General features: G+C 61.3%; 15 protein-coding genes. 13 read left to right on the plus strand and 2 right to left on the minus strand.

Features of this window, described 5'->3' with window-relative positions; genetic code table 11:
• Nucleotides 1-15 precede the first annotated feature (15 nt).
• The 3 genes from N434_RS11795 to N434_RS11805 are packed head-to-tail and all read left to right on the plus strand — an operon-like array spanning nucleotide 16 to nucleotide 3,933.
• Entirely contained in the window at nucleotides 16-771 is a 756-nt protein-coding gene (locus tag N434_RS11795; protein ID WP_110757909.1) for a hypothetical protein, read from the plus strand.
• Nucleotides 772-785: 14 nt separating this feature from the next.
• A complete protein-coding gene (locus N434_RS11800; protein ID WP_110757911.1) occupies nucleotides 786-2,633 on the plus strand; it encodes a type I secretion system permease/ATPase in 1,848 nt (615 codons plus the stop codon).
• Nucleotides 2,620-3,933 (plus strand): HlyD family type I secretion periplasmic adaptor subunit, encoded by a 1,314-nt coding sequence (locus tag N434_RS11805; RefSeq protein WP_110757912.1) that lies wholly within the window; start codon nucleotides 2,620-2,622, stop codon nucleotides 3,931-3,933. The genes N434_RS11800 and N434_RS11805 overlap by 14 nt, the downstream gene beginning before the upstream one ends.
• Nucleotides 3,934-3,957: 24 nt before the next feature.
• On the opposite strand, the gene N434_RS11810 is transcribed toward N434_RS11805, so the two are convergent.
• Together N434_RS11810 and N434_RS11815 are read right to left on the minus strand one after the other, a co-directional pair.
• Nucleotides 3,958-4,878 carry an SMP-30/gluconolactonase/LRE family protein gene (locus tag N434_RS11810; RefSeq protein WP_181423952.1) on the minus strand — a complete coding sequence of 307 codons (921 nt, stop codon included), beginning with the start codon at nucleotides 4,876-4,878 and terminating at the stop codon, nucleotides 3,958-3,960.
• 33 nt (nucleotides 4,879-4,911) lie between these two features.
• The gene (locus tag N434_RS11815) at nucleotides 4,912-5,625 is read right to left on the minus strand and encodes a GntR family transcriptional regulator (RefSeq protein WP_110757914.1); all 714 of its coding nucleotides are present in this window, start codon (nucleotides 5,623-5,625) and stop codon (nucleotides 4,912-4,914) included.
• A 103-nt stretch (nucleotides 5,626-5,728) separates the two neighbouring features.
• Between N434_RS11815 and N434_RS11820 the strand changes: the two genes are divergently transcribed.
• Genes N434_RS11820 through N434_RS11865 form a run of 10 tightly spaced genes read left to right on the plus strand, consistent with a single transcriptional unit; the run spans nucleotide 5,729 to nucleotide 16,631 of the window.
• Nucleotides 5,729-6,781, plus strand: a complete 1,053-nt coding sequence (locus N434_RS11820; protein ID WP_110757916.1) for a Gfo/Idh/MocA family protein — start codon at nucleotides 5,729-5,731, stop codon at nucleotides 6,779-6,781.
• On the plus strand, nucleotides 6,774-7,790 hold the full coding sequence (locus N434_RS11825) for a Gfo/Idh/MocA family protein (protein WP_110757918.1): 1,017 nt from the start codon (nucleotides 6,774-6,776) through the stop codon (nucleotides 7,788-7,790). The genes N434_RS11820 and N434_RS11825 overlap by 8 nt, the downstream gene beginning before the upstream one ends.
• The gene (locus tag N434_RS11830; RefSeq protein ID WP_110757919.1) at nucleotides 7,787-8,860 is read left to right on the plus strand and encodes a Gfo/Idh/MocA family protein; all 1,074 of its coding nucleotides are present in this window, start codon (nucleotides 7,787-7,789) and stop codon (nucleotides 8,858-8,860) included. Before N434_RS11825 ends, N434_RS11830 begins: the two co-directional genes overlap by 4 nt.
• Nucleotides 8,861-8,881: 21 nt before the next feature.
• On the plus strand, nucleotides 8,882-10,153 hold the full coding sequence (locus tag N434_RS11835; protein WP_065117530.1) for an ABC transporter substrate-binding protein: 1,272 nt from the start codon (nucleotides 8,882-8,884) through the stop codon (nucleotides 10,151-10,153).
• A 57-nt stretch (nucleotides 10,154-10,210) separates the two neighbouring features.
• Nucleotides 10,211-11,179, plus strand: a complete 969-nt coding sequence (locus N434_RS11840; RefSeq protein ID WP_110757921.1) for a carbohydrate ABC transporter permease — start codon at nucleotides 10,211-10,213, stop codon at nucleotides 11,177-11,179.
• Nucleotides 11,172-12,215, plus strand: coding sequence for a carbohydrate ABC transporter permease (locus N434_RS11845; RefSeq protein ID WP_110757922.1), 1,044 nt, complete (start codon nucleotides 11,172-11,174; stop codon nucleotides 12,213-12,215). The genes N434_RS11840 and N434_RS11845 overlap by 8 nt, the downstream gene beginning before the upstream one ends.
• Nucleotides 12,216-12,237: 22 nt before the next feature.
• Entirely contained in the window at nucleotides 12,238-13,317 is a 1,080-nt protein-coding gene (locus N434_RS11850) for an ABC transporter ATP-binding protein (RefSeq protein WP_065117532.1), read from the plus strand.
• Between the two features lie 37 nt (nucleotides 13,318-13,354).
• Nucleotides 13,355-15,079 (plus strand): L-arabinonate dehydratase, encoded by a 1,725-nt coding sequence (gene araD / locus N434_RS11855; protein WP_110757924.1) that lies wholly within the window; start codon nucleotides 13,355-13,357, stop codon nucleotides 15,077-15,079.
• A gap of 9 nt (nucleotides 15,080-15,088) precedes the next feature.
• Nucleotides 15,089-15,886, plus strand: a complete 798-nt coding sequence (locus tag N434_RS11860; RefSeq protein ID WP_110757926.1) for an NAD-dependent epimerase/dehydratase family protein — start codon at nucleotides 15,089-15,091, stop codon at nucleotides 15,884-15,886.
• A gap of 34 nt (nucleotides 15,887-15,920) precedes the next feature.
• Entirely contained in the window at nucleotides 15,921-16,631 is a 711-nt protein-coding gene (locus tag N434_RS11865) for a ribonuclease activity regulator RraA (protein WP_110757928.1), read from the plus strand.
• Nucleotides 16,632-16,633: the final 2 nt, after the last annotated feature.

Below are 16,633 nucleotides of genomic sequence, written 5' to 3' on the forward strand. Positions count from 1 at the left end.
CAAAGGAGTACACCTATGGCTACCACAATTCAACTGACGCAGTCTTCCTCCGATCTGATCGGCTACCTCAACGGTTGGACGAGCGGTTTCGGTTCGACCTATGGTGCGTTCTATGACGCTCAGACGAGTTCTCTTGCCACCACCACCATCGATCCGAACACGACCTATGAGGCGTGGGGCGATGGCAGCACCGGCGGCAAGGGCATCGTCATGAGCGGCGCTCTGCAGTACTCCCAGGGCAACCTGACGGGTTCGGTCGACAGCATCGTTCTGGGTACCGGCTACAGCCAGTCCACCAGCGGCATCGCGGTCAGCCAGCAGGAATTGCTGATCGATCCCGACAGCGCCTACTCGCTCGCCGGCGCTCGCGATCTTCTCGATCTTGCCGTTTATCAGCTCGCCCGCTTCGGTTCGCTTGTCGGTTTTTATGATTACTTCGCGGCCACCGGCACGGTCATCGAGGATACGGCGGCCTCCAATACCCTGACCGGTTTTGCCGGCGCGGACACTTTCGTATTCTCCGGCGGCAACGACGTTGTGGCGGCTGGCCCGACCGGTACCTACGGCTACCAGGATGGCACGGATACGCTTGACGTTTCCGCCTGGGGCGCAACTTCGGTGGACGATTTGTTGTGGTATAATGATAGCGGAAATGCCGTTATCCTTTCGGCAACAGACACCTCCGTCTCCATCACGCTCAAGGGCGTTGATGCAAATGTGCTCGATGCATCGGACTTCATTTTCGCCAACGCATCGGCGCTTGCCGCGTAAAGGAAAAACAGGCTGTGGGCTTTCAAAACCACCAGCAGACGCCGCCGCAGTCCCTCACTGCGGCGGTTGTTTCGCCCCTTAAAAGCACATTTCTCGGCGTTGCGCTCGTCAGCGGCGTGGTCAATATACTCGCGCTCACGTCGCCGCTCTTCATGTTGCAGGTTTATGACCGGGTTCTGGCAAGCGGCAGCCTGCCGACGCTGGTCGGGCTCGCCATTCTCGCGCTTGGCCTTTACGGCTTCCAGTGCCTGCTCGATATCATCCGCGCTCGCGTTCTGATCCGCATCGGCGAAGATTTCGACATGCGGCACTCCGGCAGGGTGCATGATGCCGTGGTGCGCCTGCCGCTCGTCAACCGCATGCCGGGCGACGGGCTGCAGCCGCTGCGCGATCTCGACAATGTGCGCGGTTTTCTCTCCGGCACGGGGCCGACCGCCTTTTTCGATCTGCCGTGGATGCCGCTTTATCTCGGCATATGTTTTCTGTTTCACTTCTGGATCGGCGTGACGGCGCTTGCCGGCGCGGTGCTGCTGGTATCCCTGACGATCCTCACCAATATCTTCTCGCAGAAGCCGATCCGCGACACCATGGTCGAGAATATGGCCCGCAACCGGCAGCTGGAGGCCTCGCGCCGCAATGCCGAAGTCGTGCAGGCCATGGGGCTTGGCGGCCGGCTCGGAAAACGCTGGCAGAATTCCAACGAGGCCTATCTTGCCGCCAATCGCAAGGCGGGCGACGTGGCCGGCGGTCTCGGCAATATCGCGAAATCCCTGCGGGTCGTGCTGCAATCGGCCATTCTGGCGGTCGGCGCTTGGCTCGTCATCAATCAGGAGGCCTCCGGTGGCGTGATGATCGCCAGTTCGATCATGATGGGCCGGGCTCTGGCGCCCGTTGATCTCGCCATTTCCAACTGGAAGTCCTTCGTGGCCGCCCGGCAGAGCTGGGCGCGGCTGAGGGAGCTTTTTGCTCAGATGCCGGCCAATGCCGCCGCCATGGCCCTGCCGAAACCTGAAAAGGAATTGCGGGTCGAAAACGTCACCATCGTTCCGCCGGGAGAAAGAAAACCGACCGTCACCGGCCTTGGCTTCATCGTGACTGCTGGAAACGCGCTCGGCGTCATCGGCCCCTCCGGCTCGGGTAAATCCACCCTGTCGCGCATTCTCACCGGTGCGTGGATGCCGGCGGCCGGCAAGGTACGGCTGGACGGTGCAAGTTTCGAGCAGTGGGACCGTGAGGCGCTGGGCCGCCATATCGGCTATCTGCCGCAGGGCGTGGAGCTGTTCGATGGCACGATCGGTGAAAATATCTCCCGTTTCGAGGATAATCCCGATCCTGACGCCATCATCGCGGCGGCCAGGGCTGCGGGTGCGCATGAACTGATCCTGCGTTTCGAAAAAGGTTATGACAGTGATATAGGCGAGGCGGGTTCGGCGCTTTCCGCCGGGCAGCGCCAGCGCATCGGCCTTGCCCGCGCGCTATACGGCGATCCCTTCATCGTGGTGCTGGACGAACCCAATGCCAATCTCGATGCGGAAGGCGAAGCTGCCGTGGTCAAGGCGATTTCCTCGGTCAAGGCGCGTGGCGGCATTGCCGTCGTCGTCGCCCACCGGCCGAGCGCCATCGGTGCCGTCGATTTCATTCTGATGATGGAAGAGGGGAGGATGAAGGCCTTCGGCCCGCGCGACGAGGTTCTGTCGAAGGTATTGCGCGTTCCGCAGACGCAGGCGGCCAAGGGATTTACCGCATCCGCCCAGACGATCTCGCCGCTGCGTGTCGTTGCCAATACCCAGCCTCAGGCGTTGGTGCTGGAAGACGTCCGTGAAGAGAATAGCCAGGAAGGAGATGCGGATGTCAAACACTGACCAGCGCAGCCATGTGTCCCGCTCCATCCGCAAACATCTCGTTGCCGGCCTTGCTGCGGGTGTAGCGCTGCTGGCCGGCGTCGGCGGATGGGCTGCGACGACCAATCTTGCCGGCGCGGTTGTCGCCTCCGGTCATCTGGTGGTGGATTCCTACAGCAAGAAGGTGCAGCACCCGAGCGGCGGTGTCGTCGGCGAAATTCTGGTGAATGAGGGCGACAGGGTGAAGGCCGGCGATGTGGTCATGCGCCTCGACGCGACCCAGACGCGCGCCAATCTCGCCATCGTGACCAAGCGTCTGGATGAGCTGAATGCGCGCATGGCAAGGCTGGAGGCTGAGCGCGACGATCTGCCGGAACTCGTTTTTCCGCAGGCGCTGATGGTGAGAAAAGACGATGCCGATGTCGCCTCCGCCATGCGCAGCGAGACCAAGCTGTTCGAATTCCGTAAATCCTATCGGGAAGGGCGCAAAGCGCAGCTTTCCGAACGCATCACCCAGTTCGAACATGAGATCGAGGGGCTGAAGGCGCAGGAAGTTGCCTATGATAACGGCCTTGCCGTGCTGGAGGCTGAAATCACCTCACAGAAATCCCTGCGCGAACAGGGTGTCGTCTCGGTGCAGAGGCTGAACAGCCTGCAGACGCAGGCCGCGACATTCGGCGGTGAGCGCGGCGAAAAAATCGCCTATCAGGCGCAGGCGGCAGGGCGCATCACCGAAACCAGGCTGCAAATCCTGCAGATCGATCAGGAACTGCGCACCGAGGTCGGGCGGGAACTGCGCGAGATACAGGCCCAGATGGGTGAATTTGTCGAGCGCAAGGTTGCCGCCGAAGACCAGCTGAAGCGCATCGATATCGTCGCGCCGCAATCCGGCATGGTACATGAAATGGCCGTGCATACCGTGGGCGGCGTGGTGACGCCGGCGGATCCGATCATGCTGATCGTGCCTGACGGAGATGAGCTGGCGCTGGAAGTGCAGATCGTGCCGAAGGATATCGACCAGCTTCAGCTGGGGCAAAAGGCCATGCTGCGCATGACCGCCTTCAACCAGCGGGTCACGCCGGAACTGGAAGGCCATGTCAGTCGTATCGCGGCGGATATCACCACCGATCAGCGCAGCGGTCTCTCCTATTATCTGGCGCGGATTTCCGTGCCGGTTTCCGAAAGGCAGAAGCTGAACAATGCGCCGCTGGTGCCGGGTATGCCGGCCGAGGCGTTCATCCAGACCAGTGAAAGGACGGCGCTGTCCTATATCGCCAAGCCGTTGACGGACCAGATCAGCCGCGCCTTCCGGGAAGAGTAGGAATCTGGGCTCGGCTTGCGGGCTTTATCCACCCTCGCCAAAACGGAAGGCGGCAAAGCCCTTTTTCTGTGTCGGGATTGCCCAGACGCCGCCCGAAAATGGCGATTGCTTCAGCCGGTCTTCGGACATGTTGTGGCGGTGTGACGTCAGGAAAAGGATGCTGAAATCAGGTCCTCCGAAGCACGGCATGGTGGGGTGCGGCACAGGGGTCGCGATCACGTCCGTATGGTCGCCGTCGGGCGCGAAAATGTTCAACAGGCCAGCGGAAACGCCCGCGCTGTAATAGGTGCCACTGCTGTCGAGACAGCCGCCATCGGGTCTTCCCGTCTCTTCCGTCATCCGGGCCACCAGCACGCCCTCATCGAATGTGCCGTTTCTCTTATCGAATTTGCGTCGGCGTATCCATTTTTGAACGGAATCGCTCTGCCACATGATGGAGCCGTCCGGGGAAAAGGCGAGGCCGTTTGGGCATGTCAGGCCGGTCTGCCTGCGCTCGGCGCTCTTTTCGGTGATCCGCCAAAGCTCACCATGAGGTTCCATGTCCGAGAGTGGCACATTATGCATGGTTCCCACCCAGAAGGCGCCGTCGGGGCCGACCCGTCCGTCGTTCAGCCGGCAAGGAATGCCGTCCTGTGACGGGAGGGAGTGGAGAAGGCGTGTTTCGCCGCTGTCCGGATCGAGGATGACAATATCCATGCCGCAGGCGACGATGAGGTCGCCGTTCCGACAAAGCCCAAGACTCGATACCGTATGGGGAAATGCCCATTCGCGATAAAGGCCGGGCTCGAGCGCTGCCGACCGCACCGTCCTGCCGAGTATATCGCACCAGAAAAGCACCTGTCGCCGCTCGTCCCAGACAGGGGATTCCGCAAGTGTGCTCATCGTGTCGCACAGAAGTTTCGCCTGCGACATGGCAAGCGCTTTTTCGGGATTTGCCGTATTCATGATGCTCGAACCGTTGAAGATGATGGCGCAGAATTATTCGAAATAGTCCTGGTGGTTCTCGAAAACCTGCGAAAGAATGCCGAGAACGCGTCTCAGGTGCTTGCGCAAACCCTCGGTCGCGCGGGCTTCGTCCCCGGCCTTGATCGCATCGTAAACCGCCTCATGTTCGGAGAGCAGTCGCGCCATATGCGCCTCGTCGGTGATGGCGAGCGCGCGCAGGCGGTCCAGCCCCGCCTTCTCGCGGATCAATAGCGTCTCCAGCCTCTCAAGACCGGTCGCGGCGGCAAGCGCGCTGTGGAACTGGTCGTCATGCACACGAAAAGCCTTTCTGTCTCCGCGGTGCATGGCTGCGCGCTGGCCGGTGAGTGCGTGTTCGATCTCCTGCTCGGCCTCCGCCGTTATGCCGATCTGGCACAGCCTGCAAACGGCAGCGACCTCCAGTGCCTCGCGGATGAATTGCGCACTGCGAATGTGTTTTTCCGATAATCTGGAGACATAGGTGCCGCGGCTTGGCAGGGTGACGATCAGGCCGTCATCCCGCAGGCGGCTCAGCGCTTCGCGCACCGGCGTTCGACTGGAATTGAACAACTGTCCGATCTCGTTTTCCGAAACCGCCTGGCCGGGAAAAAGCTCCCGGGACAGGATGGCCGATTTCAGCGCGGAATAGATCTGGTCCACGACCGGACGGTTAAGGTCCAGTCGCTCCATCGTCGGCACGGAGCCACCTGTTACGGGAATTTTCGGCATATACCCTCCAGCGTTTTCATAACCGGTATACCGGAACACAAGTCTGTTGACAACCGGCATACCGGTATGCAAATGATCGCTTATTGGGAAGGAGGCTCCCGAAATGCAAAATATCAAGACCTGCGTCATCGTCGGCGCCGGAATGGTGGCGAAGACGCATGTGCTCGCCTGTGCGGCAAGTCCGGAAAAAATTCGCCTGAAGGGTTTGGTCGACGGTGGCTCCGGCCGCGCCAGGGCGCTGGCCGCCGAAGCGTCGAAACACGCCGGATATGAGGTCGTCGTTTATTCCTCGGTGGAGGAAGCCGCACGCGATGTGGATGTCGATTTTGCCATCGTCGCAACGCCGCCGAATGCCCGCATCGATATCGTCGGACAGCTCGCAAAGGCGGGCAAACACATTCTGATGGAAAAGCCCGTCGCCCGTAACACGCAGGAGGCCGGCGGCCTTGTCGCCCTCTGTCGTGACGCCGGCGTCACGCTCGGCATCATCTTCCAGCACCGTATGCGGGCTGCATCGCAAAAAGCCCGTGAGCTTGTGGATGGCGGGACGCTTGGGGCGCTCGGTCTCTGCGAAATTTCCGTGCCGTGGTGGCGCGGGCAATCCTATTATGATGAACCCGGCCGGGGCACACTGGCCCGCGACGGCGGCGGTGTCCTGATCTCTCAGGCAATTCATACCATCGATCTGGCGCTGAGCCTCGCCGGGCCGGTCTCGCGCGTTCAGGCCATGGCGGCGACGACACGGTTTCATCGCATGGAAACCGAGGATTATGTCGCGGCCGGCCTGCGCTTCAAAAATGGCGCCGTTGGCTCGCTGGTGGCAAGCACCGCAAGTTTCCCCGGTGCTCCGGAATCGATTGTCCTGCATTTCGACAATGCCAGCCTGCGGCTCGCCTCGGGCCTCCTGCATGTCGACTGGCGCGATGGCCGGCAGGAGACCTTTGGCGGCGCGGCATCCGGCACGGGTGGTGGCGCCGACCCCATGGCTTTCACGCATGAATGGCATCAGGGCGTCTTCGAGGATTTCGCAGACGCCATCTCCTCAGGGCGCGCGCCGGTCGTCACCGGTGAAGCGGCTCTTTTGTCTCACAGATTGATCGACGCGATCATCAACTCGGCCGATACCGGCAAGGAAGTGGAACTGCAGGATGACTAAAGCAATCAAGTTCGTCGCTCTCGGCATAGAGCACCGGCACATTTTCGGCATGGCCCAGAACCTGCTGGACGCCGGCGCGGAATTCGCTGGCTGGTGGACCGAAGGCGAACCCGACGTGGTGGAAGGCTTCGTCAAGCGCTTCCCGACCGTGCCGCGCGCGGCATCGAAAGAGGCTCTGCTTGCCGATGGCACCGTCGATCTCGTGGTGATCGCTGATATTCCTTCCAAGCGGGCCGATCTGGCGATTGCCGCCATGGAAGCGGGCAAGGACGTCATGTCCGACAAGCCCGGCTGCACCACTTTCGAACAGCTCGATCGCCTTCGCCAGACCGTGGCTAAGACCAAGCGTATCTGGACCGTCGATTTCTCCGAGCGTTTTGAAGTTCCGAGCGTGACCAAGGCGGCCGAACTCGTTGCGCAGGGCGCCATCGGCCGCGTCATTCAGACCGTCGGCCTCGGCCCGCATCGTCTGAACCGCCAGATCCGCCCGAAGTGGTTCTTCGAACGGGAAGCTTACGGCGGCATCATCACCGATATCGCCAGCCACCAGATCGACCAGTTCATGTTCTTCACCGGCTCGACCGAAGTGGAGATCGTGGCTGCCACCGTTGCCAACTATGCCAACCCTGATGATCCGGGTCTGCAGGATTTCGGTGAAGTGGTGCTGCGCGGCGACAAGGGCCACGGCTATATCCGCGTCGACTGGTACACGCCCGATGCGCTGCCGACCTGGGGTGACGGCCGCCTCACCATCCTCGGCACCGAGGGCTACATCGAACTGCGTAAATATGTCGATGTCGGCAACAAGGAAGGCACCGACCGCCTCGTTCTCGTGAATGGCGACCGCTGCGAATATATCGACGCCTCCGATGCAGGCCTGCCCTATTTCGGCCGCCTGTGCGACGACATCCGCAACCGCACCGAAACGGCGATGACGCAGGAGCATGTGTTCAAGGTATGCGACCTGTCGTTGCAGGCGCAGGCCAAGGCCGAAGGAGCTTCGAAATGATCGGTGTTGCCATCATTGGCGCCGGCATCGGCGCCCAGCATCTGAGCGGCTATCGGGCCCTGCCGAAGCGCTTCGTCGTCAAGGCGATCTGCGACCTCGATCTGGAGCGCGCCCGTTCCGTCGTGGGTGAGGATACGTCCATTCGTCTGACGACCGATCTCGACGAGGTTCTGGCGGATGAGAGCATCCAGCTCATCGACGTCTGCCTGCCGCCGCACCTGCATTTCCCCGTAACGCTGAAGGCGCATGCGGCGGGCAAGGACGTGGTCTGCGAAAAGCCGCTTGTTCGCTCGCTTGAAGAGGCAAATGCGCTGATCGACTCCGTCAAGAAGACCGGCCGTGGCGTGTTTCCCGTCTTCCAGTACCGTTTCGGACATGCGATGCGGCAGCTGCGTGCGCTCATCGATGCCGGCCTTGCGGGCAAGGCCTTTGTCGCGAGCTCGGAAGTTCACTGGAACCGTGGCGCCAGCTATTACGACATTCCCTGGCGCGGTACATGGAAGGGCGAATGCGGTGGCGCGATCCTCGGTCATGCCATTCACGCCCATGATCTTCTCTGCCATGTTCTCGGTCCCGTCGACGAAGTGTTCGCCATGGCCGATACGCGCGTCAACAAGATCGAAACCGAAGACTGCGCGGCACTCAGCTTCCGCATGAAAAGCGGTGCGCTGGCGACGAGCTCGGTGACGCTCGGTGCCGCCGAAGATACGTCCCGCCTGCGCTTCTGCTTCGAGGGCTTCACCGCCGAAAGCGGCACGCTGCCCTATCGTCCGGCCGAAGACACATGGCGTTTCATCGCCCGTGCGCCGACCACGCAGGACCAGATCGACGCCGTTCTGGCGACGGTGGCCGATGGCGAAAACGGTTTTGCCGGTTTTGTCGAAGCCATTGCCGACGCAATGGAAGGACGCGGCGGCAAGGAAGTGACTGTGAACGATGGCTTGCAGTCCATCGAACTCGTCACCGCCATCTATCGCTCGGTGCGGGAAGGAAAGCCGGTTCGCCTGTCTGACGCCGCCGAAGGCGAGTGGATCAAGGGCTGGGCTCCGCGCACATCCGCCAACGCATAATCATCTAAGGGAGGAAAAGAGATGATCGGTAAATACAGCATGGCATTGGCGCTCGCCATTGGCGCGGCGTCCTTTGCAGGCGCCGCACAGGCGGCTGAGGAAGTGCGCTTCACCTGCGCTTATGACGGCAACGGCTGCGAAATTCTGAAAGATATTCTCGCGCGTTACGAAAAGCAGCACCCGGACGTGAAGATCGTCACTGACGTCGTGCCCTATAAGGCGCTGCTGGAAGGTCTGCCCGTGCAGCTCGCCGGCGGCAGCGGCCCGGATTTCGCAACCGTGACCGACCTTGGCGGCCTCAACCGCTATTATCTCGATCTCACGCCCTATGTGGATGCGAAATATTGGGAAGACAATTTCTCGAACGTGCTGAAATGGTACCGCAGCGGCCCTGACGACAAGGGCATCTACGGCATGCATACCCAGCTCACCATCACCGGCGCCTTCATCAACCGCACTTTGTTCGATCAGGCAAACGTCGCCGTTCCCGGCAAGGATGCGACGCTGGACGACTGGGCGAAGGCTGCAAATGCCGTCGCCAAGGCAACCGGCACGCCTTACCCGATGGCCATCGACCGTTCCGGACACCGCATTGCCGGCCCGGCCATTTCCTATGGCGCGAAGATTTTCGATGCTGATGGTAAGCCAATTCTGGTCGATGAAGGCTTCACGACCTTCGTGAAGAAATTCGTCGAATGGAACAAGGACGGCACCATGGCGCGTGACGTCTGGGCTGGGCAGGGCGGCAATACCTATCGCGACGCCGCGCAGGAATTCATCAACGGCCAGCTCGTCTATTATTATTCCGGCAGCTGGCAGACCGCGCGCTTCGACAGCCAGGTGGGTGACGCGTTCGACTGGGAAGTTGTGCCGCAGCCCTGCGGTGGCGCAGCCTGCACCGGCATGCCCGGTGGAACCGGCATCGTCGGCTTCAAGCAGACCAAGAACCCGAAGATCGTTGCAGACATTCTGAACTTCTTGGCGCAGGACGAGAATTATCTCGACTTCACCGTGCGCACCCGCAACGTTCCGGCCCACAAGGCCGTGGCCGACAAGGGCGTGACCTATACCGGTGCGACGCCTGCGACGCAGAAGGCCATGAATGCCTGGCTGGACCAGATTCCCGGCCTCAGCCCGATTGCCTATACCTATCAGGGTTACAAGAACAATCGCGCCATGTTCAACATCTCCGTCCAGCGCATCACGCAGGCCATCGTCGGTGAAAGCACCGTCGATGAGGCCATGGCCCGCGCGAAGACGGACCTCGAGGAAGCGTTGAAACAGGCGAAGTGATCCATCGCCTTCCGGCGCGGCGCATGCCGCGCCGCGCCGGATCGAAGGAGGACCCTCATGTATAAATTTCTTGCGCCCGTCATGGGCATCGTCGAACTGCCCTTCGCCTTTCTGCAGAAGGTTCTCGGCCACCGGCGGATCGCCTGGGTGTTTCTCACACCCAACCTGATCCTGTTTGCGGTCTTCGCCTTTCTGCCGATCCTGCTGAACATGGCCTATTCCGTGACCGGCAGCGAACACATATTGCTTTCCGAGCGCCCTTCGGTGGGCGGTGAAAACTTTTCGGTCCTTCTTTCCTGTCAGAATTACCTCGACCCCAATTCCTGTCAGCGCGACCTGTTCTGGCGCTCGGTCTGGAATACGGTTTTCTTTGTGGTGCTGCAGGTTGGTTTCATGGTCGGCTTCTCGCTGATAACGGCCATCGTGCTCAACCGCGATATCCGGGCGCGCGGGTTCTTCCGCGCGGTGTTCTTCTTCCCGGTTCTGCTCTCGCCCGTCGTTGTCGCGCTGATCTGGAAGTGGATTCTCCAGCGTTTCGGCGTTCTTAACGCGGCGATGGAGGGGCTCGGCCTCGGTTCGGTCGATTGGCTGCTCGAAGCCAACCTTGCCTTCGGCTGGTCCGTGTTCCTGTCGGTCTGGGCGCATATGGGTTTCTACACGCTCATTCTTCTGGCCGGCCTGCAGGCGATCCCGCGTGATGTCTATGAGGCGGCGCAGCTTGACAAGGCGAGCCCGTGGCGCATTTTCCGGCGCATTACCCTGCCGTTGCTTGCGCCCACCATGCTCGTCGTTCTCGTCCTGTCGCTCATCAAGGGCGTGCAGACCTTCGATGAAGTCTTTGCCTTCACGGGTGGCGGCCCCGGTTCGGCGACCACCTTCATCATTCAGTTCATCTATCAGACCGGCTTTGCCGGGACGCCCCGCAATTTCGGCCTTGCGGCTGCCGCTTCGCTGCTGCTCGCCGTGGTGCTCGTGGTGCTGACCGCGCTGCAATTCCGGGCAAACAGGAGCAAGGTCGATGGCTAGGATTGGCGCATTTCTGACCCGTACCCGCGGCCGCAACGGCAAGCTGCACTGGACCGACTGGCTGTCCTACGCCTATCTCGGCGTGGCGGTGCTGATGATGTTCGGTCCCGTCGTCTGGCTGGTGCTCTCCTCGTTCAAGACGGAGGCCGATCTGCAGCGCTTTCCGCCGCGTCTTCTGCCCTATACGCAGGAAACCGTGGTGGTGGATGGGCAGCCGGCGCCGCTGCCGGCCTATGTCGACAAGGATGGCCGCAAGTTCGGCATGGTGCGCCGCATCGGTCTCGTTGCCCAGGTGGTCGACCCGGCCAAGCCAGCCGAAGTCCTGAAGATGCAGTTCAACGAGCTGAAGCCTGCCGAAAAGGTGGCGCTGGCGACGGAAAACTACACCGAGCTTTTCCAGCGCTTCAATTTCCCGCTTTATTTCTGGAACTCGACCTTCATTACGGTGACGTCCACGCTCATCATGCTGATCGTCAATTCCATGGCGGCCTTCGCGCTCTCGAAATACCAGTTCAAGGGCAGGGGCGTGGTGCTGGCGCTGGTTGTCGGCACGCTGATGATCCCGCAAACGGTCGTGCTGGTGCCGCTGTTTCTCATTACCAGCCAGCTCGGCATGATCAACAGTCTCTGGGGCGTCATCATTCCAGGGGCGGCGACACCGACCGGCGTCTTCCTGCTGCGGCAATACATGCTGACGATCCCGGATGAAATCCTCGATGCGGCGCGTATGGACAAGGCCAGCGAGTGGAAAATCTACTGGCGCATCATCCTGCCGCTCTCGGCGCCGGCGCTTGCGGTTCTGGCGATCCTTGCGATCATGTGGCGCTGGAACGACTTCCTCTGGCCGCTGATCGTGCTGACCCGCAACGACAACTTCACCCTGCAGCTGGCGCTCAACTCCTTCCAGGGGGAGATGACGACGGAATGGAGCAATCTTCTGGCCATGACGGTGCTGACACTCGCCCCGATCGCGCTGGTCTTCATGTTCCTGCAAAAATACATCGCCACCGGCATTGCATCGACGGGCGGCAAATAATCCTCAGGGAGGAAACACGACAATGGCAAGTATAGAGCTTCGTCAGGTCAAAAAGACATATGGTGCCCTCGATGTGATCAAGGGTGTGGATCTCGATATCAAACACGGCGAATTCTGCGTTTTCGTCGGCCCCTCCGGCTGCGGCAAGTCGACCCTGCTGCGCATGATCTCGGGTCTCGAGGAACTGAGCGGCGGCGATATCGTCATCGGCGGCGATGTGGTCAACACGGTGCCGGCCGCGGATCGTGGCCTTGCCATGGTGTTCCAGTCCTATGCCCTTTATCCGCATATGACCGTGCGCGAAAACCTCTCTTTCGGGCTTGAAAATATCGGCACACCCAAGAAGGACATCGCCGAAAAGATCGCCCAGGTCGCCAAGATGCTGCAGATCGACCAGCTTCTCGAGCGTCGCCCCAAGGACCTGTCGGGCGGCCAGCGCCAGCGCGTCGCCATCGGCCGCGCCGTGGTGCGCGAGCCGCGCGTGTTCCTTTTCGACGAGCCGCTTTCCAACCTCGATGCGGAATTGCGCGTCGATATGCGCGGGGAGATTTCCAGCCTGCACCGGCGGCTCGGCAATACCATGATCTATGTGACGCACGATCAGGTGGAGGCCATGACCATGGCCGACAAGATCGCCGTTCTGCGCGCCGGCAAGCTCGAACAGTTCGGCGTGCCGCTCGATCTTTATAACCGCCCAGCCAATCTTTTCGTGGCAGGCTTCATCGGTTCGCCGAAGATGAATTTCTTTGCCGGCGAAGTAACTTCGGATGCAGCGCCGTCGCTCAAGATCGCCACGGGCGAGCTGATCCCTCTGCCGCAGACCGGTTTTGCCTACAGGCCCGGCCAGAAGGTGACGCTCGGCATCCGCCCGAACCATGTGCAGGCGGGTGGCGAAGGCGCGCTGACCATGTCGGTGCGCACGGCCGAGCAGCTGGGCGGCGAATCCTATCTTTACGGCACGCTCGGCGATGGCACCCGGGTGACGCTGCATCTTTCCGGCCAGACCTCGACATCGGCGGACGAAGTCATCCGTTTGTCGGCGCCGCTGGAACATATCCATCTTTTCGACACGACGAGCGGGCTGACGCTCCGGCAGGACTGACAGCCTTAAGCGCAACCCGCAACGTAGGATCATTGACATGACCGATAAAAAACTCCGCTCCGACCGCTGGTTCGCACCCGATGACCTGCGCAGCTTCGGCCACCGTTCGCGCATGATGCAGCTTGGTTATGCGGAGGAGGATTTTGTCGGCAAACCCGTCATCGGTATCCTCAATACCTGGTCGGAGCTGAACACCTGTCATTCGCATTTCCCTGAAAGGGTGAAGGATGTGAAACGCGGTGTGCTGCAGGCGGGTGGTTTTCCCGTCGAAATGCCGTCGCTCTCGGTGGACGAAAGCTTCACCAAGCCGACATCGATGCTTTACCGCAACATGCTGGCCATGGAGACGGAGGAGATGATCCGCTCGCATCCGCTTGACGGCGTGGTGCTGATGGGCGGTTGCGACAAGACGACGCCCGGCCTCGTCATGGGGGCGATCTCCGCCGGCGTGCCGATGATCTATCTGCCGGCCGGCCCGATGTTGCGCGGCAACTATGCCGGCAAGGTGCTGGGTTCGGGTTCGGACGCCTGGAAATATTGGGACGAGCGTCGTGCCGGTAACGTCACGGACGAGGAATGGCGTGGCGTGCAGGGCGGCATCGCCCGTTCCGCCGGGGTCTGCATGACCATGGGCACCGCCTCGACCATGACCGCCATCACGGACGCGCTTGGCCTCACCCTGCCGGGAGCTTCCTCCATTCCGGCGGTGGATGCCGAACATCAGCGCATGTCGGCAGGTTGCGGCCGGCGTATCGTGGAGATGGTGGCCGAGGAGCTGACGCCGGACCGTATCCTGACCGCGACCGCGTTTCGCAACGCCGCCATCGTCGCCATGGCGACGGGTTGCTCCACCAATGCCGTCGTGCATCTTATCGCCATGGCGCGGCGCGCCGGCGTGCCAATGACGCTCGATGAGCTGGACGAGCTTGGCCGGATCACGCCGCTGATCGCCAATGTTCGCCCCTCCGGCAAAGACTATCTGATGGAGGACTTTTATTACGCCGGCGGTCTGCGCGCACTGATGAAGCAGTTGGAAAGCCGTCTCGACTGTTCGGTGCTGACCGTAACCGGCCGCAGCATGGGCGAGAACCTCGAAGGCGCGAAGGTCTATAATGACGACGTCATCCGCTCGCTCGATAACCCTGTCTATGCGGAAGGCTCGCTTGCGGTGCTGCGCGGCAATCTTTGCCCTGATGGCGCCGTCATAAAGCCCGCCGCCTGCGATCCGAAATACCATATTCATGAAGGCCCCGCGCTGGTCTTCGACAGCTATCCCGAGATGAAGAAGGCGATTGATGACGAGAACCTCGATGTCACGCCGGATCATGTTCTGGTGCTGCGCAATGCCGGTCCGCTCGGCGGTCCCGGATTTCCGGAATGGGGCATGCTGCCGATCCCCAAGGCGCTGATCAAGAAGGGCCACCGCGACATGGTGCGTATTTCCGATGCCCGCATGTCCGGCACGTCCTATGGCGCCTGTGTGCTGCATGTCGCGCCGGAAAGCTTTGTCGGTGGCCCGCTGGCGCTCCTGAAGACCGGCGATATCGTCCGCCTCGATCTGCCGCAGCGCCGTCTCGACATGCTGGTCAGTGAAGAGGAAATCGCTCAGCGCCGGGCTGCCTGGCAGGCGCCAGCACCGCGTTATGAACGCGGTTACGGGTATCTCTTCTCCAAACACGTCACCCAGGCCGATCAAGGCTGCGATTTCGACTTCCTGCAGACGGATTTCGGCCGCACCGCCGGCGAGCCCGATATTTTCTAAGGACGCGACATGTTGAAGCGATTGCTCATCACCGGTGCCGGCGGCAAGCTGGGCAGCATGCTGCGCGGGCGGCTTGGCCATGTCGCCGAAACGATCCGTCTTTCCGACGTCGTCGATCTCGGTGAGGCAGCCCCCCATGAGGAGCTTGTTCGCTGCCAACTCGAAGACGAGGCGGCGGTTCATGAACTGGTAAAGGGCTGTGACGGCATCGTCCATCTCGGTGGTATTTCGGTGGAAAAGGCTTTTGATCCCATCGAGGCCGCCAATCTTCGCGGCGTCTACAATCTTTACGAGGCGGCGAGACAAAACGATCTGCCGCGGATTCTGTTCGCTTCCAGCAACCATACGATCGGTTATTATCCGCAGGGGCGGCAGCTTGAGCCGGAAACACCCTTTCTGCCGGACGGCCTTTATGGCGTCTCGAAGATTTTCGGTGAGGCGATGGCAAGCCTCTATCATTCCAAATTCGGCCAGGAGACGGCCATCGTCCGCATCGGATCCTGCGAAGAAAAGCCCTCGAACTGGCGGATGCTGTCGACCTGGCTGAGCTATGGCGACTTCGTCTCGCTGATCGAGGCTACCTTCCGTGTGCCGAAACTCGGCTGCCCGGTCATCTGGGGCGTTTCGGCCAATGACGACAGCTGGTGGGACAATTCCCATGTCGATTTTCTCGGCTGGCAGCGGCGCGACAATGCTGCACATTACCGGGCGGAAATCGAACGCGACGTACCGCGCCCCCACCCGGAGGCCGCGATAGCGAAATATCAGGGCGGCATCTTCACAGATGAGCCCATTCACAGAACTTGAAACACATCCATCCGCCCACTGCGAGGAGACAGAGATGAACAATGAAACGCGCGAAAAACTGATGACGATTTCCGTCGCCACGCTGGCGACGGCGCTTTACAAGCGCGGCCTGCGCAACCAGGTCATCCAGGGCGTGCGCCCGCTTGGCTACAAGGGCACGAATATGGTGGGCCCGGCCTTCACCCTGCGTTACATGCCGGCCCGTGAGGATCGCAACCAGCTTGTCGAATTCCGCAATCCCGCCCATCCGCAGCGCGTCGCCATCGAGACCTGCCCGCCGGGCCATGTGCTTGTGATGGACAGCCGCAAGGATGCGACTGCCGCTTCGGCCGGCGATATCCTCGTTACGCGCCTGATGGTTCGCGGCGGTGCGGGCATCGTTTCGGATGGCGGTTTCCGTGATGCGGCCACAATCGCCGAGCTGGATATCCCTGCTTACCACACCCGCCCTTCGAGCCCCACCAACCTCACCAAACACGAGGCTATCGAGATCAACGGCCCGATCGGCTGCGGCGATGCGCCGGTCTTTCCGGGGGACATCATCGTCGGCGACGCTGATTGCGTCATCGTCATCCCGGCGGGTATAGCCGATGAAGTGGCGACCGAGGCGGTGGAAATGACGGCTTATGAGGACTTCGTGGTGGAGCAGGTCAAGGCCGGCCAGACGATCATCGGGCTTTACCCCTGCACCAAGGAAGAGCACCAGACGGCATTTGCCGAATGGCGCAAGAAGAACAACCGCTGAGC

This window comes from Rhizobium sp. UGM030330-04 (assembly GCF_003208455.1).
Taxonomy (GTDB): domain Bacteria; phylum Pseudomonadota; class Alphaproteobacteria; order Rhizobiales; family Rhizobiaceae; genus Agrobacterium; species Agrobacterium rhizogenes_A.